Annotated in this window: 22 protein-coding genes; 11 read left to right on the top strand and 11 right to left on the bottom strand. The window is 68.2% G+C overall.

Annotated features, from left to right (window positions below):
* Positions 1 to 129 precede the first annotated feature (129 nt).
* The 5 genes from AB0K82_RS20195 (at position 130) to AB0K82_RS20175 (ending at position 7,545) form a co-directional block, all read left to right on the top strand.
* Positions 130 to 1,218: a hypothetical protein gene (locus AB0K82_RS20195; RefSeq protein WP_364398874.1), complete on the top strand. Its 1,089-nt coding sequence runs from the start codon at positions 130 to 132 to the stop codon at positions 1,216 to 1,218.
* Positions 1,205 to 2,413, top strand: a complete 1,209-nt coding sequence (locus AB0K82_RS20190) for a hypothetical protein (protein ID WP_364398872.1) — start codon at positions 1,205 to 1,207, stop codon at positions 2,411 to 2,413. The genes AB0K82_RS20195 and AB0K82_RS20190 overlap by 14 nt, the downstream gene beginning before the upstream one ends.
* A gap of 676 nt (positions 2,414 to 3,089) precedes the next feature.
* The gene (locus tag AB0K82_RS20185) at positions 3,090 to 3,500 is read left to right on the top strand and encodes a hypothetical protein (RefSeq protein WP_364398870.1); all 411 of its coding nucleotides are present in this window, start codon (positions 3,090 to 3,092) and stop codon (positions 3,498 to 3,500) included.
* Positions 3,501 to 4,717: 1,217 nt separating this feature from the next.
* Positions 4,718 to 5,227 carry a hypothetical protein gene (locus tag AB0K82_RS20180; RefSeq protein WP_364398869.1) on the top strand — a complete coding sequence of 170 codons (510 nt, stop codon included), beginning with the start codon at positions 4,718 to 4,720 and terminating at the stop codon, positions 5,225 to 5,227.
* A 500-nt stretch (positions 5,228 to 5,727) separates the two neighbouring features.
* Positions 5,728 to 7,545, top strand: a complete 1,818-nt coding sequence (locus AB0K82_RS20175; RefSeq protein ID WP_364398867.1) for an AAA family ATPase — start codon at positions 5,728 to 5,730, stop codon at positions 7,543 to 7,545.
* A 600-nt stretch (positions 7,546 to 8,145) separates the two neighbouring features.
* Here the strand turns inward: AB0K82_RS20175 and AB0K82_RS20170 are convergent.
* The 8 genes from AB0K82_RS20170 to AB0K82_RS20135 form a co-directional block, all read right to left on the bottom strand.
* Positions 8,146 to 8,445, bottom strand: a complete 300-nt coding sequence (locus tag AB0K82_RS20170; protein WP_364398865.1) for a hypothetical protein — start codon at positions 8,443 to 8,445, stop codon at positions 8,146 to 8,148.
* A gap of 96 nt (positions 8,446 to 8,541) precedes the next feature.
* Positions 8,542 to 9,669, bottom strand: a complete 1,128-nt coding sequence (locus tag AB0K82_RS20165; protein WP_364398863.1) for a LacI family DNA-binding transcriptional regulator — start codon at positions 9,667 to 9,669, stop codon at positions 8,542 to 8,544.
* A 36-nt stretch (positions 9,670 to 9,705) separates the two neighbouring features.
* Positions 9,706 to 10,686 carry an ornithine cyclodeaminase family protein gene (locus AB0K82_RS20160; RefSeq protein ID WP_364398862.1) on the bottom strand — a complete coding sequence of 327 codons (981 nt, stop codon included), beginning with the start codon at positions 10,684 to 10,686 and terminating at the stop codon, positions 9,706 to 9,708.
* 1 nt (position 10,687) lies between these two features.
* Positions 10,688 to 11,449, bottom strand: a complete 762-nt coding sequence (locus AB0K82_RS20155; RefSeq protein WP_364398860.1) for an amino acid ABC transporter ATP-binding protein — start codon at positions 11,447 to 11,449, stop codon at positions 10,688 to 10,690.
* Between the two features lie 7 nt (positions 11,450 to 11,456).
* Positions 11,457 to 12,398 (bottom strand): amino acid ABC transporter permease, encoded by a 942-nt coding sequence (locus AB0K82_RS20150; protein ID WP_364398858.1) that lies wholly within the window; start codon positions 12,396 to 12,398, stop codon positions 11,457 to 11,459.
* Positions 12,399 to 12,444: 46 nt separating this feature from the next.
* A complete protein-coding gene (locus AB0K82_RS20145) occupies positions 12,445 to 13,347 on the bottom strand; it encodes a transporter substrate-binding domain-containing protein (protein ID WP_364398856.1) in 903 nt (300 codons plus the stop codon).
* Positions 13,344 to 14,192, bottom strand: coding sequence for a PfkB family carbohydrate kinase (locus AB0K82_RS20140; protein ID WP_364398854.1), 849 nt, complete (start codon positions 14,190 to 14,192; stop codon positions 13,344 to 13,346). The genes AB0K82_RS20145 and AB0K82_RS20140 overlap by 4 nt, the downstream gene beginning before the upstream one ends.
* Positions 14,192 to 15,148 (bottom strand): SIS domain-containing protein, encoded by a 957-nt coding sequence (locus AB0K82_RS20135; RefSeq protein ID WP_364398852.1) that lies wholly within the window; start codon positions 15,146 to 15,148, stop codon positions 14,192 to 14,194. Before AB0K82_RS20135 ends, AB0K82_RS20140 begins: the two co-directional genes overlap by 1 nt.
* Positions 15,149 to 15,785: 637 nt before the next feature.
* On the opposite strand from AB0K82_RS20135, the gene AB0K82_RS20130 reads away from it, so the two are divergent.
* Complete coding sequence (locus AB0K82_RS20130; RefSeq protein ID WP_364398850.1) at positions 15,786 to 16,829, top strand: hypothetical protein; 1,044 nt, start codon at positions 15,786 to 15,788, stop codon at positions 16,827 to 16,829.
* 200 nt (positions 16,830 to 17,029) lie between these two features.
* Here AB0K82_RS20130 and AB0K82_RS20125 read toward each other — a convergent pair whose 3' ends face one another.
* A complete protein-coding gene (locus AB0K82_RS20125; RefSeq protein WP_364398849.1) occupies positions 17,030 to 17,533 on the bottom strand; it encodes an Lrp/AsnC family transcriptional regulator in 504 nt (167 codons plus the stop codon).
* Between the two features lie 109 nt (positions 17,534 to 17,642).
* Between AB0K82_RS20125 and pdhA the strand changes: the two genes are divergently transcribed.
* The 3 genes from pdhA to AB0K82_RS20110 are packed head-to-tail and all read left to right on the top strand — an operon-like array spanning position 17,643 to position 21,399.
* A complete protein-coding gene (gene pdhA, locus AB0K82_RS20120) occupies positions 17,643 to 18,755 on the top strand; it encodes a pyruvate dehydrogenase (acetyl-transferring) E1 component subunit alpha (protein WP_364398847.1) in 1,113 nt (370 codons plus the stop codon).
* A 17-nt stretch (positions 18,756 to 18,772) separates the two neighbouring features.
* On the top strand, positions 18,773 to 19,774 hold the full coding sequence (locus AB0K82_RS20115; RefSeq protein ID WP_364399010.1) for an alpha-ketoacid dehydrogenase subunit beta: 1,002 nt from the start codon (positions 18,773 to 18,775) through the stop codon (positions 19,772 to 19,774).
* Entirely contained in the window at positions 19,771 to 21,399 is a 1,629-nt protein-coding gene (locus tag AB0K82_RS20110) for a 2-oxo acid dehydrogenase subunit E2 (protein ID WP_364398846.1), read from the top strand. Before AB0K82_RS20115 ends, AB0K82_RS20110 begins: the two co-directional genes overlap by 4 nt.
* A gap of 565 nt (positions 21,400 to 21,964) precedes the next feature.
* Here AB0K82_RS20110 and AB0K82_RS20105 read toward each other — a convergent pair.
* Both AB0K82_RS20105 and AB0K82_RS20100 read right to left on the bottom strand, forming a co-directional pair.
* Complete coding sequence (locus tag AB0K82_RS20105; protein ID WP_364398844.1) at positions 21,965 to 22,372, bottom strand: SRPBCC family protein; 408 nt, start codon at positions 22,370 to 22,372, stop codon at positions 21,965 to 21,967.
* Positions 22,373 to 22,469: 97 nt separating this feature from the next.
* A complete protein-coding gene (locus AB0K82_RS20100) occupies positions 22,470 to 23,111 on the bottom strand; it encodes a class II aldolase/adducin family protein (RefSeq protein WP_364398842.1) in 642 nt (213 codons plus the stop codon).
* A gap of 332 nt (positions 23,112 to 23,443) precedes the next feature.
* Between AB0K82_RS20100 and AB0K82_RS20095 the strand changes: the two genes are divergently transcribed.
* Both AB0K82_RS20095 and AB0K82_RS20090 read left to right on the top strand, forming a co-directional pair.
* Positions 23,444 to 24,493 (top strand): LacI family DNA-binding transcriptional regulator, encoded by a 1,050-nt coding sequence (locus tag AB0K82_RS20095; RefSeq protein ID WP_364398840.1) that lies wholly within the window; start codon positions 23,444 to 23,446, stop codon positions 24,491 to 24,493.
* A 16-nt stretch (positions 24,494 to 24,509) separates the two neighbouring features.
* Positions 24,510 to 26,138, top strand: coding sequence for a glycoside hydrolase family 43 protein (locus AB0K82_RS20090; RefSeq protein ID WP_364398838.1), 1,629 nt, complete (start codon positions 24,510 to 24,512; stop codon positions 26,136 to 26,138).
* Positions 26,139 to 26,238: the final 100 nt, after the last annotated feature.

Here is a 26,238-nt window from a genome sequence, read left to right as displayed (position 1 = left end):
GAGGCCCAGTGTCCCGTCTCGATATCGGACAAGCCCCGTCTGCGGCTTTTGCTGCTCAGTTGTGTCTCGTTTCGTTCTCCCTCGTGTTACGTTCGACGCATCCGGGCGGTTGCAGGGAGGGGCATAGCGGTGGCCACTATGCTGATTCGGCTCAAGGCCGTACTGCGGGAAAAGCACCTACAGCCGCATGGTGCATTTTGTCGGGAATACGACAAAGTGGCACGTGTGATCGATCCGGAACTCGTCGGCAGTTGGCCCAGCCGTGCACAGTTCAATCGATGGCTGTCCGGCGAGTTGAAGGGGCTTCCACACCCTCATCACTGCCGGGTGCTGGAGAAGATGCTCCCGGGTTACACGGCGACGCAGTTGTTCGAGCCATACAAGACTGACGTACCGAACGCCGCAGAAACAGGCGTATCTGACGGGGCCGGGCTGTTCTCTCTCATCGAGAGCCGCATTGATCGTCCGGCGGTCAGCGCCATCGAGTGGGGGCCGGAACAGTCGCAGGCGGGGAGGGGCCACACCGGGCTGTCCGCGCGTGACGCCGCGAACGTGAGTGAGAGCACCCAGCGGGTGGGCCAGCGACTGCTCAAGCTCAAGCAGGAGCAGTGCTTAAGCGATGAGGAGATCAGCCAACTCGCTCACCTCGCCGGTTACATCATCGACCTGGACACCCGCATCGACATCCATATCGCCCGCGGCGGGGCAGCACACGTCACCTACCGTTACGAGCTGCTGAACTTGACGGACCGCCCGCTGACCCGCCTTGCGCGGGAGCTATGGTTCGAGCACACCATCGGCAAGCTCGACCTCTCCCCGTTGCGAGAGAGCACCAGGCGCATGGCGATTCAGCGCAGACATGACACCCCGAACCTGTCGAAGTTCGCCTGCCAGCTATCGCCGGCGATCCAGCCAGGAGAGTCCGCGGTGATCGGCTACGTCTGCGAGGGCGGCAGGTTCGAAGACGCCTTGTACTGGCGCCAAGGCATCAACCGTTACACCCGTCGCTTCACCCTGAACCTCCGGCAAGCGGACGCCGGGGACTTGATCGGCTGCTCGGCCATCGAGGAGCATCAAGATGGCCTGGAGGTCTCCGCTACCGAAGAACTGATCTGGGACTACGAAGGGGACGACGTCATCATCACGCTGACCCGCGACTACCTACGCCCTGGCCAGTCGGTCACGCTGCGCTGGACGGTGACGCGTGAGCGCGCGTGACGCCGTAGAGCACACTCTTCGAGCCTGGAACCGGCACGAGCTGGATCGGGGCGCGCCTGCCGTCATCGACTTCGATTTCCTCCCGCCCGAGGACGACCCGCCAACGCCCGCCGACCGGCTCACCACCTTCGAGCGGCTGAGCGCGCTGACCGCTGAAGTACGGGATCCCGCCGTCCTCAAACGGATCACCGCCGATCTGGCGTATCTTCGCGCGCTGATGGGCGAGCGCCCGCCGCTGGATGTCTACATCCGCGCTACTCAGGGGTGCTCCGCAGCCGGATGGCCGACCGAATACGTCACCGCGAAGGGCGAGCAGGCCCGCGCCTGCCTTGACGCACTCGGCATCGGTTGGGGAGAGACCACTTTCACCGACCTCGCCCAAGCGGAAGGGCACATCGACGTCGACGCGGCACCGGACGCGATCCGGCAGGCCGCCGCCGAGTACGAGCCTGCGGTCCGCCGCATGACCGGCAGCAGCGCCCCGTACGAGCTGACGGTGGAGACGACCTCCGTCGACGCCTACTGGGCGTACTGGCTGGACGGCGCCGGTCAGCAGGTCCGGCTCCGACTCAACGTGCGGAACGCAACGTTCACCAAGGTCCAGGTCCGCCAGTTCGCCCTTCACGAAGTCCTCGGCCACGGGCTGCAAAGCGCCAGCATCGCCACCCGATGCCAAACCGAAGACGTCCCCTGGGTACGCCTGTCATCGGTCCACGGTCCTCAGCAGGTCCTCCTCGAGGGACTCGCCCAAGCCATGCCCCTGTTCGTCAGCCCCGACGACGAAGCATTGATCAGTCGCGTCCGTATCGACCACTACCTCCAACTCGTGCGAGCCGAACTCCACCTGGCCATCAACGCCGGAACGCCGATCGAAGAATGCGTACGGCACGCCAGACAGCGCGTCCCCTGGTGGAGCAACGACCGGATCGCCGGCACACTGACCGACCGCAGTACCGATCCACTGCTCCGCACGTACATGTGGGCTTACGTTGCGGGGATCGACTGGTTCGCGAACCTCGCCGAGGCCGACAGCGCCAGGATCGGCCAGGTGGTACAAGCCGCCTATCAGGCACCACTCACACCGGCCGATCTCGAAGCCCTCTGGCCGCAGGGCCCGACCATCGGAGGCCCCAGGAAGCAGCCACAACTAGGCAGCCCAGAGGCCCGTCACCGAATGGCCAACCGCGCCGGATGAGGACTTTCTTCACGTATTCAAGGGCGCCCCGCTGCGCGGGCCGCCGGGCGACCGCCCGGCCCTCGGGCCGGGCGTGCGGCCTCTGCGGGCCGACCCGTCCGGAGACCGGCCGGCCGCCCTACCCGGATACGGAACACCACTGAAAGCGGAAGCCAGCCGACCGGTAGGCCGCTCGTTCTCCCGCGCTGTGCAAGTCTCCCAGCCGTGGCCGGCGGGTCAGGCTAAGCCGCGACGCCGTCGACAGGTCCAACTTTGACCCACCGGCCACGGCTGGAGGGTTGACGGCAACGAGGAGATCAGGGAGTGGGAGCGACGGCTCAGGCCTGACGATCGCAGTGGGTGGTTACGCGCTCCACGGGCTGGGGCGATCGGCTAACGCGGCGCTTCCGGTCCTCGGGCCGTGGCCGGCCCTGCGGTCCGGGTCACCTTGTTCTCGGACATGACGGCGAAGGTCTTCCCGCGAGACAGCAACTACTCGCCGGGAGTTGAAAACGATCACTCTCCTCGGGAGTTGTCAGCGTCCCGTTGCCGCTGCACATGGCTGAAGGGTAAGCATGATGTCACTTGGCATAGCGAAGAACGCCTACGAAGGGCAATGCTTTGCTGAAGTTTCGCATACAATCTCGTCTATCCCTCTCGCTGATGTCCGAAGGCATCCCCAACGTGAAGGACAGTCATGGATTTCGAGAGCGTCGCAAGCCTTGCTGGGAAATCGGTGGTCACGGCCCTAACTTCTAAGGTAGTTGGCGAGGCGATCAGCAAGATCACAGCCGTCTTCAACAAGCAGAAGCCCGCTGCTGAAGTCGCGGCTAAGTTGGAGAGAAGCCAGGCGGCCATCAAAGCCGACCCTGGAAATAGCATTGGTGAGACCTACGTCTGGAAGCTTGAATTCCTCGGTCTCCTGAGAGAGCATCCTGAGGTTCTTGCGGACGTGCAGGCTCTCGCCGAGACACTCGCGACTCTTGCAGGCGAAGAGCTTTCGAATATCAATCAGACGGTGATCAGCTCGAAAGGAGTCACTCAGGTCGGCCGGGATATGATCGGTGCGAGCGAAACTCGCAAGGTCCGAAAGCGCTGGCGCTGGTAGTGGCCACGAGCCCTCGGGATAAACCCGACATCGGTCAAAGTGTTGATGACAGCAATAATGTCACCCAAGTCGGACGAGATGCTTACATCCTTAATATCCATAATGGACAGCCAGAGGAGAACTCCTCGGAGGAGGTGGATTCGCCAACCCGGCCGATCAAAGTGCTTGGCGTTCTTGCTCTGATAGGATTTATTGTCTTTGCTCTTATACGTCAGTGTGTCGCGGGTGGCGATCCTGGGAACTCTCGCGATGGTGCACACTCTATCCCGTTTACTGAACCTGGAGATACGTGGCCCGCCGGAGCGACAGGTGAGCTAATTACCCATCCTATCGTAGCTAAATTCGTCTCCTGCGCTAAGGCGGCTGTCCTTGATCCCCTAACATGCCCCAACGCTAGCGACGATTCTAGGTCGGACGCATTCAAAGTCCATTGGGAACTTGTTGGCGATCCCGGCGATGGGGCGGTTATCTCGTTTCACGGGACTAAGGCAGACGTAATCGGCCATGCCGTGATGACGGTTTCGTATGAAGATCCTGCCGGTCCACAGTTCGAGCTTCATGAGCTCCAATATCGGACTACGGTCGACTGGAATAACGGAAATCCACAGATCGTAAACCCGCTGAGTCTTACTAAAATCACGCCTAAGAGGAGCGTCATCACCAAGAGCCGGCCATCCGCAGGGGCGTGGACCCACGTTGAGTCGGTCCTCCGTCAGGCATTCGACCGCTGCGTATCAAGTCATAAAGTCCCCATGCCGCCGACATGTCCCAGGAACCTTACTACCGACACAGATCGCGGAAGAGTAAGGTGGAGCTTCGATGGAGACCCTCTACTCAATACAGCTTCCAGTTATGACCCGAGTTGGGGGCTGATACATGTGAGAGGGAATTACGCTCTCAATTTCACTTATAATGTTCTTTTCTTCGGATCGCAGTCGGACTCGCGGAGCGGGATATACGACGCTGTGCTATCGGCCGCAGGGTCGCACGTTAGGGTTTTGGAGATCGCGAAGCGCTGAGCGGCGTCATCCTTCGAGCTGGGAGAAGATGCTGCGCGTGGACTTGGGATCTGCGGCTTGACGGCTCTGCAGCTAAGATGTCGCGCCGCTACTGGGAACAGGTTCCCGGTCATGTCCACCTGGCAAACTCGCGGCCGAATGCGGTCAGTGTCGGCCGTATCACACTCTGCCTTAGGCAATAGGTGTTAGATCAGAGCCGTGAAGCATGCCGCACCCTGGTTCACCTCGGGGACCTTCTGGACCATCGTCGGAGTCGCCGTCGCGTTGATCGGCATACCGATCACCAACTGGGTGACCCTCAGAGCAGGCTATCCCAGGCGGCGGTTGTACTACGGATTGCCAGTCGTAACGCCTATGTTGAACGCTGAGGATGACATGCGGGAGGGCATCGAGGTTCGCAGAGGCGGTCGCGTACTAACCGAGCCGCATGTGGTGGAGATCAAGCTCATCAGTCAAAGCCGACTAGATATTGCGAACCACCACTTCAATGCCGGTCGTCCGCTTCGGCTTGATGTTGGCGCTCCGATAGTCGAAATCCTCAAGGTGAGCACTCAGCCATCTAACCGGGAAATCCCAAAGGTGGAAGTCGTCGGCACTGGTATAGAAATCGGTCCTGCTCTGATCGGCAAACGTCAGGAAGTCTCATTCTTCCTGCTCGTTGACGGCCCAAAGCCTCGACTGACCTGCCCACATCCCGCCGCTCATTGACGTCGAAGTTCGCTATCGACCGCCCGATATAGATCCCGTAAAAGACGGTCTAACGATAGGAAATTCTGCTATTGCACTCCTGGCGGGAGCAGTGCTGGGATACATGCGTGACTGGTTCATGGGCGCTTTCGTAATAATCGCTCTTGGCTTGTCGTGCTGGCTATTCATCAGAGATATTCGCAGGAAGCGTTCCGAGAATTCCCGTTGATGGTTGACCCATTCCGGGTCGAGCCCGCGTCGCATCCACACGCGAGAGGTAGGCATGACATGCGCACTGTGGCCGACTGCTGTACAGCACGGAAGTACAGCAACACCGTCGTGCAGCGCCGGCCACGATCACACGGCAACACATGTCCGAGCAGGGCACGCCAGGGTCAACCTTGATCGTGCCGGTAGTTCGGGACGAAGAGGTCGCGGGTTCAAATCCCGCCACCCCGACAGATGCCCAGAAAGTCAGAGGCCGCTTGGCTGTCCCGAGGTGTAATCTCCCGATGTGGTAGGTGGCCAGATTGAGAGACCGGAGCATCTTGTCAAAGCCAAATTCGCTTAAGTCGCTAAAGCTCATTAATTACAAGGGCTTTGAGAATCATACGATCAGCCTGCGCCGGACAAATGTCTTGGTAGGTGCAAACAACGCTGGCAAGACGACCGCTCTGGGTGCATTGCGGCTTATCATCGCGATGCTTCCCCAGGCGCGCCGGGTTGCCCCGTCGGAAGTAGGCGAAGTCGAGGGGCGGCCGACTCGCGGATGGCCGATCACTGCAGCGGCGGTGGAGGCGTCGGCATTCTCGAACGAGAACATTCGGTACGATTTTCGGCCAAGAGAAACCCGAATCGAGGTGGTCGTAAACACAGGTGTTCGGCTAGTCGCTTCATGGGCCAAAGTGGAAGACTACGACTTGGATGAGCGCCCACCGTCAGGGATGTTTTTCATCTTTCCCCCTAATGACAACGTGACGATGCCGCCAAGAGCTGTGGCTCGGGAGTTGGTGCCGAACGTAGCAGTGGTTCCAACGCTGACGCCCTTGGATGACCGCGAGTCTTACGTCGGAGACGACACGCTGCGCCGGCACATGACGGGACGGAAAGCAAGCAGGTATTTTCGCAACGCACTATGGCGGTTGGGTGAAGAAGAATGGCGCGACTTCACGTCCTATGTGTATGAACGCACGCCCGAGCTTGCGAACTTGTTCCTTCGCCGTGCTCCGGGTACGCCGCAGGACGATTTCGACCTCTTCTATACCGAAGAACGAACCCGTCATGAGCGAGAGATCGGGTGGGCTGGCGACGGCATCCAGATCTGGCTGCAGGCACTGTTTCACCTGTGGCGGCAGCGCGGGAGCGATGTGGTCATCCTAGACGAGCCGGATGTGTTTCTGCATCCGGATCTGCAGCGGAGGTTGGCGCGGACGCTGTTTGGGACGGCTCAGCAGACCGTTGTTGCAACCCACAGTGTGGAAATCCTAGCCGAGGCGGAGCCGGGCAGCGCCGTGTGGATCGACCGTTCGCGTAGGACCTCGGAGCGTCCTCGTGCTGACGGGTCATTGGCACTCATGGGGCGACGGCTCGGCAGCGGATATGAGCTGGGAGTTGGACGGGCATTGCGGAGCAGTTCAGTTCTTTTCGTCGAAGGCGACGACGCCCCCGTGCTTGCGCATCTGGCCCGACGGCTCGGGATATCAACAGTTGCATCTTCCGATACCTACGCCACCGTGCCCCTGGGCGGATTTAGCAGGAACTGGCTAGCCAGTGCGTTCACTGAGACCATGCTGGCCCTGGGCAGTGCTGTAGCGACGTTCGTGATCCTGGACGGAGACCTGCGGTCTCAAGAGGCGATCGACTTCGAGACTCGGGAGCTGCGGAAGGTCGGCGCCCGGGTCCACGTGTGGAGTCGACGCGAGCTGGAGAACTACATGCTGGTGGCGTCTGCAATCGCAAAGGCGGCTGGCATTCCGCGCGAGGACGCCGCGGAACTCCTAATCGAGGTTGTGAGCGAGCAGAGGGAGGAAGCCGTCCTCGCGCTGGAAAGTCAGAGACTCGATGAGCACAAGCGCAAGATCGGCGAGACAAAACTCGCTCAAAAGACTGTTCTGGAGAATGCGAAGACCGAATTTAACACACGTTGGGCGACGCTTGAAGGACAGCTTGGGCTCGTAGACGCGAAAGTAACGATCCGAATGCTCAACTCTCGACTTCAAGCGCGTAAGGCGAAGACCGTCAACATGCACTCGCTCGCCAGAAACGTACCACCCGGTGACATGCCCTCCGAAGTGCAAGACGTGATCCGCAAGCTCGAGGCCTTCATTAGAGGACACTGAACGCATCCTTTCTGCACTTGCGTATCCTCCGAGCACCAGGTGAGCCTCCGGGGATGAGCTGCGCGGGTCAGCGATAGAGGCCTCGTGCAATTAGCTGCAATTAGGGGCGGTGATCAGGGCTCAATCACGGTCACTCACGGGTGGTTGGTTGGCCAGGTTAGCGCGTGTGACGTGGTGGAACAGGATTTTTCTCAAGCTGATAGCGCAAGGATGCATCGCCGTTTTATCAACGTGCGGCTCTGAGCACGCCGTGCAAGGATCATGGTGTCCCGACAACAGGCGCTCCGGGGCGCCCGAGGTTCTCGCGGCCGAACCGGCGGAGTAAGAGGCGGCTCACGGGGCGGCCGTATGCGTGGCGCGCGATCGGCGTCCTGGGTAGGCCCCACCGGACCCGGCCAAGAAGCGTTGCCCACTCTGCGGGATATTTGCGGGATGACGGTCGACCGCATCATGCACCATGGCGACTCGATCGCAGGTCAGAAGCACACCGGCTGACGCATCACCTGTGGATTCCTAAACCGTGTGCAGCCCTCCCCGGGACGGGGAGGGCTGCGGTTCGCGGCGGGCGTCATCCGTCATCGGGCGACGCCCGCCACTTGGTCATCGGCGCCAGCGGCGCTTGGTGACCGTGGTCTCGATGTCGAACGTGCCGGTGGGGCTGCCGTCCCAGTCGAGGCGCGGCGTGATCTCGCCGCGCCGGACCTTCAGCGGGCTGCCGGGCGGGAAGTACCACTCGGCTTGGGTCATCGCGTCTTCGCGGACCGCCGGATCGCGCAGTTCTGCACGCGTCCGGTCGTTGAGCCTCACCTTGGCGGTGCGGCCTTCCTTCCTCGTGTAGGAGGAATTGCGTGCCACGAGGATCATCTCCTGGTGCTTGTGGGTGACGTGCTGGCTGCACATCCCCGGATTTGCGTTGTGTGGGTCTTACGGGAGCGACCGTCCGCAGCAGGAGGGGCTCCGCCAACCCGGGTTCTCGAAGAGGCCTCCGCCGGAGATTCAGGTTCTGGCGGTCGCCGCGACGCTGTCGCGTTCGAGGAAGCGGGCCGGGACGACGGTGCGGCGGCCGCGACCGTCGCCGTCCGTGGCGTCGGCGCGGCCGATCTGGGCGAACAGTTGCTCGGCGGCGGCGCGGCCCATGTCGTACGACGGTTGCACGACGACCGAGATCCTCGGGCGCACCAGCGTCGTCCACTCCAGGTCGTCGAAGCCGAGCAGGGAGATCTCCTCGGGGATCGCGATGCCCCGCTCGGAGAGCAGCGAGAACGCGCTCTTGGTCATGTAGCTGTCGGCCGTGAACAGCGCGGTCGGCGGATCCTCGATGTCGAGCATCGCCTCGACGGCCTGCGTGCGGCGCTTCGGCTCGCCGCCGTGCGGGACGAGGGCGATGAGGTCGCGGTCGGGATGGATGCCCGCCGCGGACAACGCCCGCAGGTATCCCCGTACCCGGTCGAGGGAGGGGCGGGAGGGGCCCGCGACGCTCGCCCGTACCTTGCCGATCCGCAGCGCGGGGGGCTCCTCGGGCTGGACCGAACCGAGGAAGGCGACGCGGCGGTGGCCGAGGCCGATGAGGTGGTCGATCGCGGCCGTCGTCGCCGCCTCGTTGTCGGCGACGACGCTGTCGATGCCGGCGTCGCTGAGCTGCCGGTCCAGCGACACGACGGGGACTCCGGCCCGGGTGACGGCGTCGATGTGGCCGTGCTCGCGCACCGAGATCGGGGTGATGATGATGCCGTCGACCTTGTGCGAGAGCAGGACCTTGGTGGCCTGCTGTTCCTGGCTCGCCCGGTCGTCGGTGTTCATGACGATGACCTGGGAGCCCTCGCGCAGGGCCACGTCGCAGATGCCGCGCATGGCGGCGGAGAAGAAGGCGTCGGAGATGTCGGCGCAGACGAAGCCGATGACGTCGGACTTGCCGCTGCGCATCGTACGGGCGATGCGGTCCGGCTCGTAGCCGAGTTCGCGGACCGCCTGGTTCACCCGCTCGATGACCTCCTGGCTGGAATAGCCGTACCCGCCGAGCACACGGGAGGCGGTGGCCCGCGAGACGCCCGCGCGTTTCGCGACGTCGTTGATGTTGGGCCGCGACCGCTTGGGGCGTTCCCGGGATCCGGGTTCAGGCGCCACGTTGAGTTCCTTCTGGTTCGTGCGGAGGCGGCGTGCTCACAGGTCGACCCGGGTGCCGATGCCGTTCGAGCGGGCGGCGGCGTACGCGCGCCACGCCAGCACGGCGTCCTGAACACCCAGGCCGTTGCTGTGGAACACTACAGTTTCCGCTTCGTCGGCGCGTCCCGGATGATCACCGCGGAGCACCTCGGCGATCGGACGCACCGCCTCCTCTTTCAGCATGCCCGCCCGTACGGCGGCCAGCACCGGTCCGGTCGACCGCAGCGCCTGCTCGGGCAGGTCGGTGAAGGTCCGGGCGGCCCGCGCGGAGCAGGCGACGTCGATCTCACATCGGTCCGGGGCGTACGAGCCCATCGTCAGCACGGTCGTGCCCGCCCGCAGCCAGGCTCCCTCGATCACCGGGGTACGGCTGAGGGTGCAGGCGGCGATCGTACGGCTGCGTTCGCACAGGTCCCGCGGTGACGCGGCCACCTCGACCGGGAGCTCCGCCAGGCGGGCGTCGAGGTGCGCCCGGCCGAGGGCGTGCAGCCTGGGACTCCACATCAGGAACCGGTCGACCGGCAGCAGCGCGTGCATCAGGCCGACGAACTCGGTGGCCTGCGCGCCGGCCCCCAGCACGCCGACGGTGTGCGGCCGGTCGGGGGACAGGGCCCGCGCCGCCGCGACCAGACCGCCGGCCGTGCGCAGCGCGGTGATCGTCGTGCCGTTCAGCACGCCGACGGTCCGGCCGGAGTCCGGGTCGTGCACGGTCACGGTCGCGTGCACGGTCGGCAGGTCCCGCTCCGCGTTCTCGGGATGCTGCGTGCCGGCCTTGAAGACGACGCCGGTCTCGCCGGCCGCGACGGCGCTGTGCACGAACGCCATGCCGTCGGGGGCGAACGTCGTGTAGTGCGTGTGCGCCGACCGTACGCCACCGCCCTCGGCGGCCAGGAGGAAGGCGCGGTCCTGGGAGTCCACGACGTCGGCGGCGCCGACGGCGGCCCGGATCTGCGCGTCCGACAGGATCAGGACGTCCATCTCAGAGCACCCGGGCGAGGAAGGAACGGGTGCGCTCGTGCTCGGGCGCCGCGAAGATCTGCTCCGGCGGGCCGGCCTCCACGACGCGACCGCCGTCCATGAAGACCACGTGGTCGGCGACGTCCCGCGCGAAGCCCATCTCGTGGGTGACCACGATCATGGTCATTCCCTCGTCCGCCAGGTCGCGCATGACGGCGAGCACGTCGCCGACCAGTTCGGGATCGAGCGCGGAGGTGGGCTCGTCGAACAGCATGAGCTTCGGTCGCATGGCCAGGGAACGGGCGATCGCGACGCGCTGCTGCTGCCCGCCGGACAGCGAGTCGGGGTACGCCTCGGCCTTCTCGGCCAGGCCCACCTTGGTCAGCAGCTCCATCGCGCGCCGGCGCGCGGTCGCCCGGTCCACGCCGCCCACGACGACGGGGCCCTCGACGACGTTCTCGATGACCCGCCGGTGGGGGAAGAGGTGGAAGCCCTGGAAGACCATGCCCATTTGGCGGCGCTGGGCCGCGAGCTGGGACGATGTCATCTCACGGAGCGCGTCGCCCTTCCAGCGGTAGCCCATCGGCTCGCCGTCGAGGTAGACGTGCCCGCTGTCGGGGACCTCCAGCCGGTTGACGCAGCGCAGCAGGGTGCTCTTGCCGGAACCGGACGGGCCGATGACGCACTGCACCTGGCCGGCGTGGACGTCGAGGGAGACGTCGCGCAGCACGTGGTTCCCGCCGAACGCCTTGTTGACCTTCTCGATGCGCAGGAGAGGGAGCATGACCGGCTCACGCCTTTCCGAACGAGGGGAGGAACCGCAGCCGCTTGACGTTCTTCGTCGCCCCGGCCTGATGGTGCGTCGTCTTGAGCCGCTTCTCGACCTGCTGCTGGGCCACGGTGAGCAGCGTGGTCAGTACGAGGTACCAGATGGTGGCCACCAGCAGGAGCGGGATCGTCTTGTAGTTGCGGGAGTAGATCATCTGGGCGCTGTAGAGCAGGTCCGGGGTGGCGAGGACGCTCACCAGCGAGGTGAACTTCAGCATCGAGATCAGGTCGTTGCCGATCGGCGGCACGACGATGCGCAGCGCCTGCGGCAGGACGACCCGCCGCATCACCTGGAACCTCGACATCCCGATCGACAGCGCCGCCTCCGTCTGCCCCTTCGACACCGCCTGGATGCCGGCGCGGATCATCTCGGCGGCGTAGGCGCTCTCGGTCAAGGACAGGCCGAGGATGGCCGCCGTGAACGCCGAGATGACCGTGTTGGTGTCCCACGACGCGAGCGTGGGACCGTACGGGACTCCGAGCTTGAGCTTCGGGATCAGCGTGGCCAGGTTGAACCAGAAGACCATCTGGACCAGGGGCGGCACGCCGCGGAAGAACCACAGCCACAGCCAGCTCACCGACCGGAACAGCGGGTTGGCGGACAGCCGCATGACCGCGAGCAGGATGCCGAGGGCCAGCCCGATCACCATGGCGAGGACGGTCAGCTCGAGGGTCGTGACCAGCCCGCTGAGGATCTCGCCGTCGAAGAGGTACTCCAGGACCGTCGACCACTTCATGTTCCGGTTGGTCACGAGGAGCTGCGCGAACATCCCGATGATCAGGATGAGGACGACCCCTCCGACCCACCACCACGGGTGCCGGAGCGGCACCTTCCGCGCGCCCTCGGCACTTCGGAACCCACGGTCATCTTCGGCCTGGTCGGCCGGGCTGCCCGCCATCTGCATCGTCGACTCCTTCACGTGGGGGTGGGTCAGAGGGGTCCGGGCGGCCTCAGCCCTCGGGGTGGGCCTTGGTGATGAGGACGGCCGTCTTGAGGTCGCCCTGACTGGTCACGCCCCACTGGGAGCGGATCTTGGCGTAGGTGCCGTCGTTGATGACCGCCTGGAGCGCCGCCTTCAGCGCCGGGCCGAGGGGGCTGCCCTGCTTCACGCCCAGGCCGTTGTAGACCGCGTTGACGAGCAGGTCCGAGGTGTCGAGCTGGCCGCTCTGCTTCGCGCTGTACTTCAGCTTCCCGGATCCGGCGGCGACCAGTTGCACGCGGCCCGACGTGACGGCGAGCTCGGCCGAGGGCTGGTCCTTGAACTGCTCGATCCGCATGGGGGTGGAGCCGCACGTCTTGGCGTTGTTCTCCGTCAGGTACTTGTACTCCCACGCCCCGGTGAGCACCGCGACGGACTTGCCGCACACGTCCTGGATCTTCTGGACGTTGAGCCCCGAGCCCTTCTTCCAGCCGAAGGCGGTGCCCTCCTTCTGCAGGGGCACGAAGTCCAGGCTCGCCAGCCGGTCGGGGGTCACGCCGAGCGAGGCCACCGCCACGTCGTACCGGCCGTTGTCCAGTCCGGGGATGATGACGTCGAAGCCGGTGGCCTGATAGGTGAAGGTCATCCCCATCTTGGCCGCCATCGCCTTGGCCAGGTCGACGCTCCAGCCCTTGATCTTGCCGCTCTCGACGTACTCCTCCGGGGCCCAGTCCCCGAAGACGGCGACCTTGGCGCTCTTGAGGTTCGCGGGCACGAGCTTGGCGACCGCGGGGTCCGCCGCCTGCTTCGGGGCCGCGTCCCCGGACGCGGTGGAGGTCTTGGAGTCGTTGCCGCAGGCGGAGAGGACGAGTGCCGCGCACGCCGCGAGCGCGGCCAGAGCCGCGCCGGCGCGGCCACCCCGGGTACCGGTCATGATGATTCCTTTGCTGCTGTGGCGGACAGGTGCCGTGTCAGGTCGGAGGTGATCGGTCTGGCGTGCCCGAAGGCACCGAGGGAGGTGCAGACGTGAGCGGCGTGCGCGCAGGCACGGCGCAGGGTCTCCTGCTTCCCGAAACCCGAGGTCAGGCCGGTCAGCATATGAGCGATGAAGGTGTCTCCGGCCCCCAGGGTGTCGACCACGTCGACCGGGGCGGCCGGCTCCGCGAAGAACGCGCGGCCGTCGTAGAGCTGCGCGCCCGCCGCGCCGCGGGTCGCCAGGGCGACGCGCGCCCCCTGGTCGCACGCCCAGCGCAGCAGGTCGCCGGTCTCGGCCTCGCCGAGATGGGAGGCCGAGAAGAAGGCGTAGGTGACATGCGGGAGCAGCCGGGCCGCGTACTCGTCGCCGGTGTGCGCGTCGAAGTCGAACGACAGGGGCAGGCGCTCCGCGACGGCCGGCAGTTGCTCCTCGAGTTGCGCCGAGTAGCTTGAGTGCGCCAGGTCGTGGGCCGCGATGAACTCCAGGTCCTCGTCGTCGAGCCGGAACCGCGCCACGCCCCGGTCGTACGGCCCGAAGGTGCGCTCGCCGCCGACGTTGACCACCGTGGCGTAGCCGGTCGGACCGGCCGGCCGCCGCAGGCGTGAGACGTCGACGCCCTCCGCCCGCAGGGCCGCGGCGAGCTGGTCGCCCCGCTCGTCCCGCCCGGCCGATCCGACGTAGGAGGACCGGGCGCCGGCGCGGGCCGCGTGGACGGCGACGTTCACGCAGTTGCCTCCGGGGTACATGTGCCCGGTCTCCGGATAGCAGTCGATGATGTTGTCACCGACGGCGGCGAGCCGCATCAGTACTCGACCTTCCACATGTAGCGGCGGTCGGTCAGCGGACGGCCCGAGAACGCCTCGAAGTGCTGCGCCAGCCGGGCGGTGACCGCGCTGGCCATGACGAACGCCCCGACAGTGGCGCGCAGGTCCGCCGGCACCCCCGGAAGTGACAGGGACGCGCTGTCGATGACGTGGTTGCGGTGGTTGTAGCGCTCCAGGAAGTTCAGCGCCCGCTGTCCCATCGGACGCGTGGCGTCCTCACCGAGCAGCAGGACCACCGGCACCTCTCCGTCGATGACCTCGAAGGCGCCGTGCAGGAACTCACCCGAGCCGGTGGCGACCGCGTGCTTGATCTGCATCTCCTGCAGGTAGCAGGCCCCGAAGGTCTGCGCCGCGCCCTCCAGGGGGCCGGAGCCGAGGACGTACACGCACGGCTCGTCCACGCACGCCGCCGCGATGTCGCGCAGCCGGTCGTCCAGTTCGCGCACGGAGGTCTCGAACGCCGCCGAGCAGCCGCGGAAGGCGGCCACGGCCTCGTCGTAGTCGTCGGCGACGCCCTGCGCCTTGAGCAGGGCGTACGCGATGAGCCCCTGGAGGACCTGCTTGGCCTCGACGCTGCGGTGCAGGACGATGTCCGCCGCCTCCTTGGCGACGACGCTCTCCGGGTCCTTCGTGACGAGCAGCACCGGCGCCCCGGCGTCCCGGGCGAACCGGACGGCCCGCGCCGTCTCGGCGGTGCCGCCGTTCGTGCTGCTCGCGATCACGATCGAGTCGGGACCGAGGGCGGACGGATGCCGCAGCATGAACTCGTCCGCGTTCAGCGCCACCGCGGGGATGGGGGAGCGCTCCAGGATGAAGCGCATCGCCCCGAACATGAACAGCGAGCCGCCACAGCCCACCAGGTAGATGACCCGGGTCGTCGGCTTGAGTGCCTTCTCGACGAAGGCGGTCACCTGAGCCTCGATCTCGGGCGTCACGGCGACGTCGATATCGCCACGGAGGGTATCGGGAATCGGGCCAAGGGGACGGACGGGCTGGCGTACCAGGCTCAATGCAGGCTCCACTGTGAGAACGATCTCAGATTGGGGGTGATGATGCCCCCGCCGCGACGGGCCCGTCAAGACCCCGACGGAGGTCGGTCCGCCGTTGGTCTGCGGCTCCCAGGCCAGGCGTCGTCAGGAGGCCTGCGTCGGGCGGTGCCGAGTGGGTGACGCTGGACGCGGGCCGGTCCCCCGAGCCCGCCCGGGGTCGTGACCTTCTCCGCCGTCGAGCGCTGTCTTCCCTGGCCGCACAGGAAATTCCTCGCCGATTCCGTGGTGCGGTTCGATTGGCGGATTCCACCGCCGTACGGCCCCATTTCCAACGTCTCCGCCGGGCAGGACGATCAGGTTGGTCCGACGCGCCCGTGAGATGAATCGATGTGCTTAACGGAACGGCCGGCGAGCACCTTTCCATGCCGCGCACGCCGCCCGACGACGTCCGGCCTGGTGGGCCGCATCGGTCTCTCGATCCGCGCGAGGGCTTTCGACCCATATCAAAACCCCGTCGCGTGATCTTCCGACGCGCTTTGATGGTGCTTCACCGAAAGATCCACTTGTATGCAGAAGGAGCAGTATGCGGGCAGCGACCCTGGCGATCGGCGTCTCCGGCCTCCTGGTTCTCACGGCGTGCGCGTCTCCGGCGCCGACCGTGAAGGTGGCCGCCGAGGATGACGCCCTCACCGTCTACGTGCGGCCGGGCGGCGCCTCGGTCGCCGGTCGCTCGGGGGAGGCGCGCGCCGACTCGGCGGGCCGCGTCGGCGTCACCGCGCAGACGGCGGTCGGCTCCCTGGCGGACGCGCAGGCGGTGATCGCGGCGAGACGGGCGAAGAACGTGTCTGTCCTCCTTCGCGGAGGGACCTACCACGACGCGGACGTGTGCTGGACGGTGGGCGCCCCGGACGAGACGATCACAGTGTCGCCTCAGCCGGGGACGGGCCCGGTCGTCTTCGACGGGCAGGCGGCCAAGAAGACGGGGTACTGGACGATCGTCACGCCGAAGTCCGCCAGGCTCGTCTTCAAGGGTCCGATGACGATCCGCGATTACGGCGACGGCGGCATCAAGGCGCAGGGGAACAGGACCGACGGCCCGGTGCGCGGTCTCGTCGTCAAGGGGATCACCTTCACCCGCCTCGGCAACGCCTGGGTCAAGGGAGCCGGCGGCTACGCTGGCGTGCACCTCAACTACGTCGAGAAGGCGCAGATCCTGAACAACAGGTTCATCAACCTGGAGAACACCGCGGGTCCCGCCAACATGCACGGCGTCTACTTCGCGTTCACCCCCACGGGAAAGACTCCGGGGAGCAACCACGGACTGGTCGAAGGGAACACCTTCCAGGTGATCTCCGGGGACCCTATTCGCGCCACCGACGGCAGCAGCTACAACGTCGCGCGGGGCAACGTGTTCAAGACGGGTAAGGGTCACAACGGAAAGACCCGTGGGAACGGCTACAAGGGGATGTTCACCTATTGGGTCTTCCCCCGCGCGGCCAGGTGCGGCAAGGGCAACAAGTTCTATGGCAAGAAGTCGTATCAGAGCTATTCGAACACGAAGGCTCCCGGCGCCACGTCCGGCCCTTCCGGCAGCAAGTGCAAGTCGGTGACCAGGGTGGGCGGCTGACCGCCGGTCTCCGAGCCCCGCGGCGCCCCGGGCGGGCACCGCGGTCGGCATGACCACGGCCGGTCCCGGACCGCTCCGCTCAGGAGGCCGGGGCCGGCCGTCGCGTCGATCCGAACGGCTGAGCGACGGCGGAGGCCGGTCGGTGATTCGTACGGGCCCCGGTGGGGCTCGGACCCGGCCGTCCGTCTCGGCCGGCCGCGTCAGTGGAGGCGGCGGCTACCGGCCGCCTCGTCGAAGATGAGCCAGGTGCGCGTCGACCGGATGCCGGGGAGCGTGTGGATCCGGGCGAGGACGACGTCGCGCAGTGTGACGTTGTCGGGCGTGCGGACGAGCATCACGAGGTCGACGTCGCCGCCGACGAACGCCAGGTGCTCGATGTACGGCACGTCGCGCAGGCGCGCGGTGACCTCCCGCCAGGAGTGCTGCTCGATGGTCAGGAGCACGTACGCCGCGGTGCCCAGCCCGGTGCGCACGGGATCGATGCGGGCGGTGAACCCGGTGATGACACCTTCGGCGACCAGCCGTTCGACCCGCGCGTAGACGTTGGAGCGGGAGACGCTCACGCGCTCGGCGAGGGTGCGCATGGACAGGCGGCCGTCGCTCTCCAACTCGCGCAGGATGGCTCGGTCGACGTCGTCGAGGGGGGCCGCCGATCGTCCGGCGGTCCCCGGCTGTGCCGCCGCCTCGAAGGACAGATGATCCATCGGCCACCCCTCGTAGAGCCGTTTGTCCGTGTTTCCGGCCACATGCTGGCCTTTTGGCTGTTTTACAACGATATTCCTAGCACTGGCCGAGCAAGGAAGGCGGGGCCGTATGACGGATCGACAGCACGATGGCGGCCCGGAGGCGCTGCTCCCCTCGGAGCGGCCGGTCCGCTTCCTCACCGACACCGGAACGGCGGTGCGCGGCCGTCCCCGCTATCCGCTGCCCAGCCCGGAGACGCTCCGCCGGGCGTACCGCGCGATGGTCGTCGGACGCCGGTTCGACACCCAGGCGACGGCGCTGACCAAGCAGGGACGCCTCGCCGTGTACCCGTCGAGCCGCGGGCAGGAGGCCTGCCAGGTCGGGGCCGTCCTCGCCCTCGAGGACGGTGACTGGCTCTTCCCCACGTACCGGGAGTCCATGGCGCTGGTGACGCGCGGCATCGAGCCGACGGAGGTCCTCGCCCTGCTGCGCGGCGACGCCCACTGCGGCTACGACCCGCACCGCCACCACGTCGCGCCGCAGTGCACGCCGCTGGCGACCCAGACCGTCCACGCCGCCGGACTCGCCTACGCCGAACGGCGCAAGGGCAGCGGCCGGATCGCCCTCGCCTGCGTCGGTGACGGCGCGACCAGCGAGGGCGACTTCCACGAGGCACTGAACTTCGCCGCCGTCTTCAAGGCGCCGGTCGTGTTCCTGGTGCAGAACAACCAGTACGCCATCTCCGTCCCGCTCGACCGGCAGACCGCGGCGCCGTCCCTGGCCCACAAGGGCGTCGGGTACGGGATCCGCTCCGAGCGCGTCGACGGCAACGACCCGGTGGCGATGCTCGCGGTGCTGTCCGCCGCCGCCGAGCACGCGCGCTCCGGCCACGGACCGTTCCTGGTCGAGGCGCACACCTACCGTCTCGAGTCGCACACCAACGCCGACGACGCGACCCGCTACCGCACCGACGCGGAGGCCGAGGAGTGGCGCCGGCGCGACCCCATCGCCCGGCTGGAGGCGTACCTGCGCCGCCGCGGCCACCTCGGCGACGAGGACGTCGCGGAGGCGTCGGCCGCCGCCGAGGAGTTCGCCGCCCGGCTGCGCACCGCGATGAACGCCGACCCCGAGCTCGCCCCGCTCGGGATGTTCGACCACGTCTACGACGTCCCGACCCCGCAACTGGACGAACAGCGGGCGTCGCTCCGCTCCGAACTCGAGGCCGAGGAGGCGCTGACGTGACCAGCCCGTCCACCACCATGGCGCAGGCCCTCAACTCCGCGCTCCGCGACACCCTGGCCGACGACGAACGGGTCGTTGTCTTCGGCGAGGACGTCGGGCGGCTCGGCGGTGTCTTCCGTATCACCGACGGCCTGACCGCCGAGTTCGGCGAGGACCGCTGCTTCGACACGCCGCTCGCCGAGGCGGGCATCGTCGGATTCGCCGTCGGCATGGCCATGGGCGGCTTCCGGCCCGTCGTCGAGCTGCAGTTCGACGCCTTCGCCTACCCGGCGTTCGAGCAGATCGCCTCGCACGTGGCCAAGATGCGCAACCGCACCCGCGGCCGGGTCGAACTCCCGATGGTGATCAGAATTCCGTACGCCGGCGGCATCGGGGGAGTCGAGCACCACTGCGACTCGAGCGAGGCGTACTACGCGCACACGCCGGGGCTGAAGGTCGTCACGCCCGCCACGGTGGACGACGCGTACTCGCTGCTGCGCGAGGCGATCGAGGACCCGGACCCGGTGATCTTCCTGGAGCCCAAGAGGCTGTACTGGTCGAAGGCGCAGGTCACCCTGCCGGTGCGTGCCGAGCCGTTCGGCCGCGCCGCGATCCGCCGCCAGGGCCGCGACGCCACGCTCGTCGCGTACGGCCCGACCGTTCCCGTCGCTCTGGAGGCCGCGGAGGCCGCCACCGAGGAGGGCTGGGACCTGGAGGTCGTCGACCTGCGGACGATCGTGCCGTTCGACGACGAGACCGTCACCGCGTCGGTGCGCCGGACCGGCCGGTGCGTGATCCTCAGCGAGGCCGCGGGCTTCGCCGGGGTCGGCGCGGAGATCGCGGCCCGGGTCCAGGAACGCTGCTTCCACAGCCTGCACGCCCCCGTGCTCCGGGTGACCGGGTTCGACATCCCGTACCCGCCGCCGATGATCGAGCATCATCACCTGCCGAACGTCGACCGGGTCCTCGACACGCTCGACCGGCTCCAGCGCGACGACCGCCCCGACCAGCGTTTCCTGCCGCTGGGCGGTGCGGCGTGACCGCGACCGGCACCGAGGTGATCTTCCGCCTCCCCGACCTCGGCGAGGGACTGACCGAGGCCGAGATCACCGAATGGCGCGTCGCGCCGGGGGAGACCGTCACCGTCGACCAGAACGTCGTCGAGGTGGAGACCGCCAAGGCCGCGGTCGACGTCCCCATCCCGATCGCGGGCACGGTCGCCCGGCTGTACGGCGAGGTCGGAGCCGTCATCGCCGTCGGCGAACCCCTCATCGCGGTGACCGTCGCGGCCGAGACCCCTGCCGCCCCGGCGGTGGCCGACCCGTTCGCCGATGACGAGGGCCGACGCGCAGCCGAGCGGTACCGCGAGGAGGAGCGTGCCGGCTCGGGCAACGTCCTGGTCGGATACGGAACGGGCACGGCCCGCCGGTCGCGCCGCCGCCGCGCCGGACGCCCCGTCCCGCCGTCGCCGCACCGAGCACCCGCTCCGACGCGGGTCGCCTCGGCGGCCGCGGCCCCCTCGAGCGCCCCGGGGACCTCGGAAGCCTCGGCACTCCCGGAGGAGTCGGCGCTCTCGATGGCCCCGGCGCTCTCGATTGCCCCGGGGACCTCGGAGGGCCCGGCACTCCCGGTGGCTTCGGCGCCCTCGAGCGCCCCGGCCACCTCGGTCGCCCCGGCTGCCGGGACGCCCGTACGGCCCGAGGCGCCGCGCGTCATCTCACCCGTGGTCCGCCAGCTCGCCCGGACGCACGCCATCGACGTCGCCGCTCTCACCCCCAGCGGCCCCGGCGGTGTCGTGCTCCGCCGCGACGTCGACGCCGCCATCGCCACAGCCGCCGCGCCGGGAAAGGCCGCGCCCGCACTGGCCCAGGCGCCGGGGATCACCGCCTCGGCTCCGGCGGCGGCCACCGGCCTGGCCGTGGCCCCGGAGCCGGCCGTCCACCGGGCGGACGAGGGGCGGACGGACGACGAGACTCCCGTCCGCGTCCCGCTTCGGGGCGTGCGGCGGGCCATCGCGGAGAAGCTCTCGCGCAGCAGGCGGGAGATCCCGGATGCGAGCACCTGGGTCGACGTCGACGCCACGCCCTTGGTCGAGCTCAAGGCAGATCTCGCCCGCGCGCTCCCCGACGCCCGCATCGGGATGCTGGCGCTGTTCGCCCGGATCTGCGTCGCCGGGCTGCGGAGATTCCCCGAGCTCAACGCCTACGTGGACGCCGAACGCCAGGAGATCGTCCAGGTTCCGCAGGTGCATCTCGGCTTCGCCGCGCAGACCGACCGGGGCCTCGTCGTGCCGGTCGTCCGTGACGCCCACCGGCTCACGCTCGCCGAACTCGCCGCCCGGATCCGGGAACGTACCGAGGCCGCCCGGACCGGCCGGCTCGATCCGCGCGACCTCACCGGCGGGACGTTCACGCTGAACAACTACGGGGTCTTCGGCGTGGACGGCTCCAACCCGATCATCAACCATCCCGAGGCCGCCATGCTGGGCGTCGGCCGGATCACGGACCGGCCCTGGGCGTTCGAGGGGGAGATCCGGCTGCGCAAGGTGGCGCAGCTGTCCTTCACCTTCGACCACCGCGTCTGCGACGGAGGCGTGGCCGGCGGCTTCCTCCGCTTCGTCGCCGACTGCGTGGAACGCCCAGAACTCCTGGTCGCCCACCTGTAGACGCGCCGCCGACCGCACCGCGCCGCAACGCTCGGCGAAGACGCGCCGCAGGAGGCGACATGCGGGGGTCCGTCCTGATTCGTCAGCCGGATCACCGAGCCTTCGGCGCGCCACCACCGAGTCTGCGCGAAGGCCGACGGAGCCGATCGCGTTCGCGCGCGGTTGGACGTGGATCCACTGGTGATCGCTGCTGTCTAGCAGCAGCGATCACCAGGGATCTTCACACCGCCGGGCGTGGGGCGGCTCCCTGCCCTGCTTTGATCACATCGGTCGCATGCGCGCACGGGCAGGCGGCAGCGGCATGGGAGGGTGACGGGTATGCGGGTGCTGGTCGAGTGGCAGCGGGCGATCGACACCGAGCCACGGGGCGCGCTGGTCAGGTTCCGGCGGTAGGTCGCCGAGCGAGTGTGGAGCGATCTCGTGGATCCGCGGTTCGCGACCGAGGTGGGGATCTGCCACTCCGATGGCCTGTTCCGGGCGTTCACCTCGCTGATCGGCCATGCCCCACAGACCCCCGAAGCCTGTGCCGGTGACCGGCGGGTGGGCCGGTCACCGGACGCGGCGGCTATCCGCCGGACTGCTCGCTGCGGTGCCGTACCTTCTCGGTCAGGCGGTCCAGGCTCTCGGTCAGTTCCTGCTCGACCCGGGAGCGGGGCGGCGCGTGCTCCTCGTCGAAGAACGACAGGTGGACGACCGCCTCGCTGCGGTCCGGCTCGATGCCCGTGACCTGGAGCCAGCCGGCGTACTCATCCGTGTCGCGGGTGCCCCACTCCACCCGGAGCTGATCGCGCTCGGTCCGCATCAGGGCGCGCTCTCGCTCGGAGCCGTGCTCGACCGTGACCTCGGGCAGGTCGGCCGCCTCCAAATGCACCTCCTGGGGCATCCACTCGTCCATCGTCTGCGGGTTCGCAGCCTCGTCGAAGACCAGTTCGGCGGGGGCGGCGAAGGCCCGGGACCTCTCGTACTCGGTCATCGTCGTACTCCTTCCCGTCAGGGCGGCGGTAGCCGCCGCTGACCGGTCGGCTACCCGAATGTGCCGGTCCGACACTCCGGGTGACACGGGAGTACGGTCACCGCGGTGGGGTCTGGCCGTAGCCGGAAAGCCTCTCGGCGACCCGCGCGATCTCTTCGGCGTCCAGGAGGCGCGGCGTGCCGGCGCTCACCGCGCGCAGGTAGAGCTCGCTCAGCCATTCGAGGTATTCGCTGCCGGTCCGGGCCGCGCGCAGGTCGGCGCCGATCGTCACCGTGCCGTGGTTGCCCAGGATGCAGGCGGTCGACTCGCGCAGGCCCTGGACGGTGTTGTCGGCCAGTTCCCGGGTCCCGTATGTCGCGTAGGGCGTCACGCGGACCGGGCCGCCGTACTGCGCGATCATGTAGTGGATGGGCGGCAGCTCGTCGACGAGCGTGGACAGCACCGTGGCGGCCGTCGAGTGCGTGTGGACGATCGCCGACGTCTCCTTCGCGGCGTACACCGCCAGGTGCAACGGCAGTTCCGAGGTCGGCCGCAGCGGCGCGTCGACGGGCGTTCCGTCCAGCGCGTGCACCCCGACGAGATCGGCGGTCAGCTCGGCATAGTCCACGCCGCTGGGGGTGACCGCGACGCGGTCGCCCACCCGGACGCTGACGTTGCCGGACGTGCCCGGCAGGAGACCGGCCCCGGACAGGCGTCGGCAGGTGTCGACGATCTCTTCGCGGACCTCACCGAGCAGCATGGCACTTCCCCTCACACGGCGCCGGACCCGGCCGCCGCATCGATCTCAGCATCTCCTGCCGGCCGCCGGGTCCTTCCCGCCGGCGCATCGGCCGACCGGGCTCCGTTCGTCGCCGGTCACGTCGGCTATCTTCCCAAGGGGACGGGGTCATAGGTCACGGGGCGGTCGATAGTTTTCGAAAGTCATTGCGGATCCTCGTGGGCGCCACGCCGGAGAGATTCGCCTGCGGTTCGCCGGTGTCGACCGTCGTTGACCGGGCGACCTGCTCCTAGGAGGATGTCGAAAGATTGCGCTAATCTTCGAAACGCGAGATCGACGATGTGGAGGCACGCGTGGCACGTCCAGCCGAAACGGGATCGGAGCCGACGACCGGTCGGCGCTCCCGGCCCACCTTGGCCGACATCGCCGTGGAGGCCGGCGTCTCCACGGCGACGGTGTCCAAGGTGCTCAACGGCCGGACCGACGTCGCCGCGGCCACCCGGGAGCGGGTCACCCGGCTGCTCAAGGCCCACAGCTACCTCCCGCCCGGCGTACGACGGGCACGCAGGTCAGGGCTGGTCGACGTCGTCATCAGCGGGCTCGACAGCCCCTGGGCGGTGGAGATCCTGCGGGGCGTCGAGGCCGAGTGCGCCGAGCGCGGCACGGGCACCGTCGTCTCGCTCGTGCGCGGGGACGACGCCCGGCCGCCGAGCTGGGCCTCGCTCAGCGTCCAGCACCACAGCGACGGCGTGATCCTGGTCACCTCCCGGATCACCGCGGCGCAGCGCGCGCAGATCGAGCGGGCGGGTGTCGGGCTCGTCGTCATCGATCCGGTCGACCTGCCCGAGTCCGATCTGGTCAGCGTCGGAGCGACGAACTGGTCGGGTGGCCTGTCCGCGACCGAGCACCTCATCTCGCTCGGTCATCGGCGGATCGCCGCGATCGGGGGCCCGCAGGAGATGCTGTGCACCCAGGCCCGGATCGACGGCTACCGGGCCGCCCTGGAGCGCGCGGGCATCGAGCTGGACCGCACTCTGATCCGGTACGGCGACTTCCAGTACGAGGGCGGGTTCCAGGCGGCGCGTGACCTGCTGGAGTCGGCGGACCATCCTACCGCGATCTTCGCGGGCAGCGACCAGCAGGCGATGGGGGTCTACGAGGCGGCGCGCCAGGCGGGTCTCACCATCCCGGGGGACCTCAGCGTCGTCGGCTTCGACGATCTGCCGCTCTGCCAGTGGCTGTCGCCGCCGTTGACCACCGTGCGCCAGCCGCTCGAGGAGATGGGGCGGGTCGCCGCCCGGACGCTGTTCCAGCTCCTCGACGGCGAGTCGCTCGTGACCCCGCGCGTCGAGCTCGCCACCGAGCTGCGGGTCCGCCTGTCCACCGCCCCGCCCTCCGCCTGACCGGCCCCGCGACGACATGGCGAACTCGGCCCGGGGAAGCGCCCGCTCCGCGTCCTCCGACGGTTCCGCGTCCTCCGACCGCTCCGAACCGTCCGCGCGTGCCTTTCGCAATCCGGTCCTGCCGGGCTGCCACCCCGACCCGTCGATCTGCCGGGTCGGCGACGACTACTACCTGGTCACCTCCTCGTTCGAGTGGTTCCCCGGGCTGCCGATCCACCACAGCCGGGACCTGGTGCACTGGCGGCCGCTCGGTCACGTCCTCGACCGGCCGGAACAGCTGCCGCTCGACGGCGTCCGCCCCTCGGGCGGCCTGTACGCGCCGACCATCCGCCACGCCGACGGCACGTTCTACGTCGTCTGCACGCTGGTCGACGGTCCCGGCCCGTCCGGCAACTTCGTGGTGACGGCGACCGACCCGGCCGGGCCCTGGTCCGAGCCGCACTGGCTCGGCGAGGTCGAGAGCTTCGACCCGTCCCTGCTGTTCGACGACGACGGGCGGGCCTGGTTCCACGCGACCCGCCCGGTGGACGCCGACGGACACACGGAGATCTGGCTGCGAGAGTTCGACCCGGCGGCGCTGCGCCTGACCGGACCGGAACACGTGCTGTGGCGCGGCGCCCTGCGCGACGCCGTGTGGGCGGAGGCCCCGCACCTGTACCGGGTGGGGGACTACTACCACCTGGTGGTGGCCGAGGGCGGCACCGCCGGCGACCACGCCGTCACCGTGGCGCGGTCCCGCGAGGTCACCGGCCCGTACGAGGGGAATCCGCGCAACCCGGTCCTGACCCACCGCCATCTCGGCGCCGGCCACCCGATCGTCGCCGCCGGGCACGCCGACCTCGTCCGGACCGGGTCGGGGGAGTGGTGGGCGGTCCTGCTCGGCATCCGCCCGTCCGGCGGCCGCCTGGGCAACCTCGGCCGGGAGACCTTCCTGACGCGCGTGGTGTGGGAGGACGACTGGCCGGTCGTCGCGCCCGGCATCGGCCGGGTCGAGGCCGTCGGAACCCCTCCGGACCTGCCCGAGCACCGCTGGCCCGCCGAGGCCGCCTGCGACCACTTCGAGGATCCCGAGCTCGGCCCGCAGTGGAACCGGCTCCGCACGCCGCGCGAGCGGTTCTGGGACCTGGCCGAACGCCCGGGCCACCTGCGCCTGCGGCTCCGGCCGGAGACCGTGACCGAGCACGTCTGCCCGAGCCTGGTCGCCCGCAGGCAGAGTCACGCGCACTTCCTCGCCCACACCGCGCTGGACTTCGCTCCCCGCGGCGCGAACGAGTGCGCCGGTCTGGTCCTCCTGCAGAACGACGCCTTCCAGATCCGGTGCGTGGCCACCCTCCGCGACGGCCGGCGGGTGCTCCGGCTGATCCGCAGGGCCGCCGGGGCGGACGAGACGCTCGCGGAGGAGGCGCTGCCGGAGGGGCGGGTCCGGCTGGCGGTCGAGGCGCACGACCAGGTCTATGGGTTCCGGTACGCCGTGCGCGGCTCGTCGTGGCGACCGCTCGGCGGGCCGGTGGACGGCACCGTGCTGAGCACCGAGGTCGCCGGCGGCTTCATCGGGGCCTTCCTCGGGATGTACGCCACCAGTGCCGGACGGCCCAGCGCGAACGTCGCCGACTTCGACTGGTTCGAGTACCGCGGCCTGGAGTGAGCCGCCCACCGTCGGCCGCCCCCGCGTTCCGGCGGATCCGTCCCGATTTTGACCGTCTTCGGGACGGTTGAGAGACTCGCTGGCGGAAAAACTTTACGGC

The organism is Actinoallomurus sp. NPDC052274 (genome assembly GCF_040679475.1).
GTDB classification, from domain to species: Bacteria; Actinomycetota; Actinomycetes; order Streptosporangiales; family Streptosporangiaceae; genus Actinoallomurus; species Actinoallomurus liliacearum.
Note: the sequence above shows the minus strand (reverse complement) of the source record. Positions and strands in the feature narration are given on the sequence as shown.

What these genes read in the sequence shown, in the direction of transcription:
- AB0K82_RS20100 (WP_364398842.1), bottom strand. Translation starts at nt 23,111, where the DNA reads ATGCTGCTCGGTGAGGTCCGCGAAGAGATCGTCGACACCTGCCGACGC.
- AB0K82_RS20130 (WP_364398850.1), top strand. Translation starts at nt 15,786, where the DNA reads ATGCGGGCAGCGACCCTGGCGATCGGCGTCTCCGGCCTCCTGGTTCTC.
- AB0K82_RS20170 (WP_364398865.1), bottom strand. Translation starts at nt 8,445, where the DNA reads ATGTGCAGCCAGCACGTCACCCACAAGCACCAGGAGATGATCCTCGTG.
- AB0K82_RS20145 (WP_364398856.1), bottom strand. Translation starts at nt 13,347, where the DNA reads ATGACCGGTACCCGGGGTGGCCGCGCCGGCGCGGCTCTGGCCGCGCTC.
- AB0K82_RS20155 (WP_364398860.1), bottom strand. Translation starts at nt 11,449, where the DNA reads ATGCTCCCTCTCCTGCGCATCGAGAAGGTCAACAAGGCGTTCGGCGGG.
- AB0K82_RS20185 (WP_364398870.1), top strand. Translation starts at nt 3,090, where the DNA reads ATGGATTTCGAGAGCGTCGCAAGCCTTGCTGGGAAATCGGTGGTCACG.
- AB0K82_RS20160 (WP_364398862.1), bottom strand. Translation starts at nt 10,686, where the DNA reads ATGGACGTCCTGATCCTGTCGGACGCGCAGATCCGGGCCGCCGTCGGC.
- pdhA (WP_364398847.1), top strand. Translation starts at nt 17,643, where the DNA reads ATGACGGATCGACAGCACGATGGCGGCCCGGAGGCGCTGCTCCCCTCG.
- AB0K82_RS20090 (WP_364398838.1), top strand. Translation starts at nt 24,510, where the DNA reads ATGGCGAACTCGGCCCGGGGAAGCGCCCGCTCCGCGTCCTCCGACGGT.
- AB0K82_RS20115 (WP_364399010.1), top strand. Translation starts at nt 18,773, where the DNA reads ATGGCGCAGGCCCTCAACTCCGCGCTCCGCGACACCCTGGCCGACGAC.
- AB0K82_RS20125 (WP_364398849.1), bottom strand. Translation starts at nt 17,533, where the DNA reads ATGGATCATCTGTCCTTCGAGGCGGCGGCACAGCCGGGGACCGCCGGA.
- AB0K82_RS20140 (WP_364398854.1), bottom strand. Translation starts at nt 14,192, where the DNA reads ATGCGGCTCGCCGCCGTCGGTGACAACATCATCGACTGCTATCCGGAG.
- AB0K82_RS20150 (WP_364398858.1), bottom strand. Translation starts at nt 12,398, where the DNA reads ATGCAGATGGCGGGCAGCCCGGCCGACCAGGCCGAAGATGACCGTGGG.
- AB0K82_RS20105 (WP_364398844.1), bottom strand. Translation starts at nt 22,372, where the DNA reads ATGACCGAGTACGAGAGGTCCCGGGCCTTCGCCGCCCCCGCCGAACTG.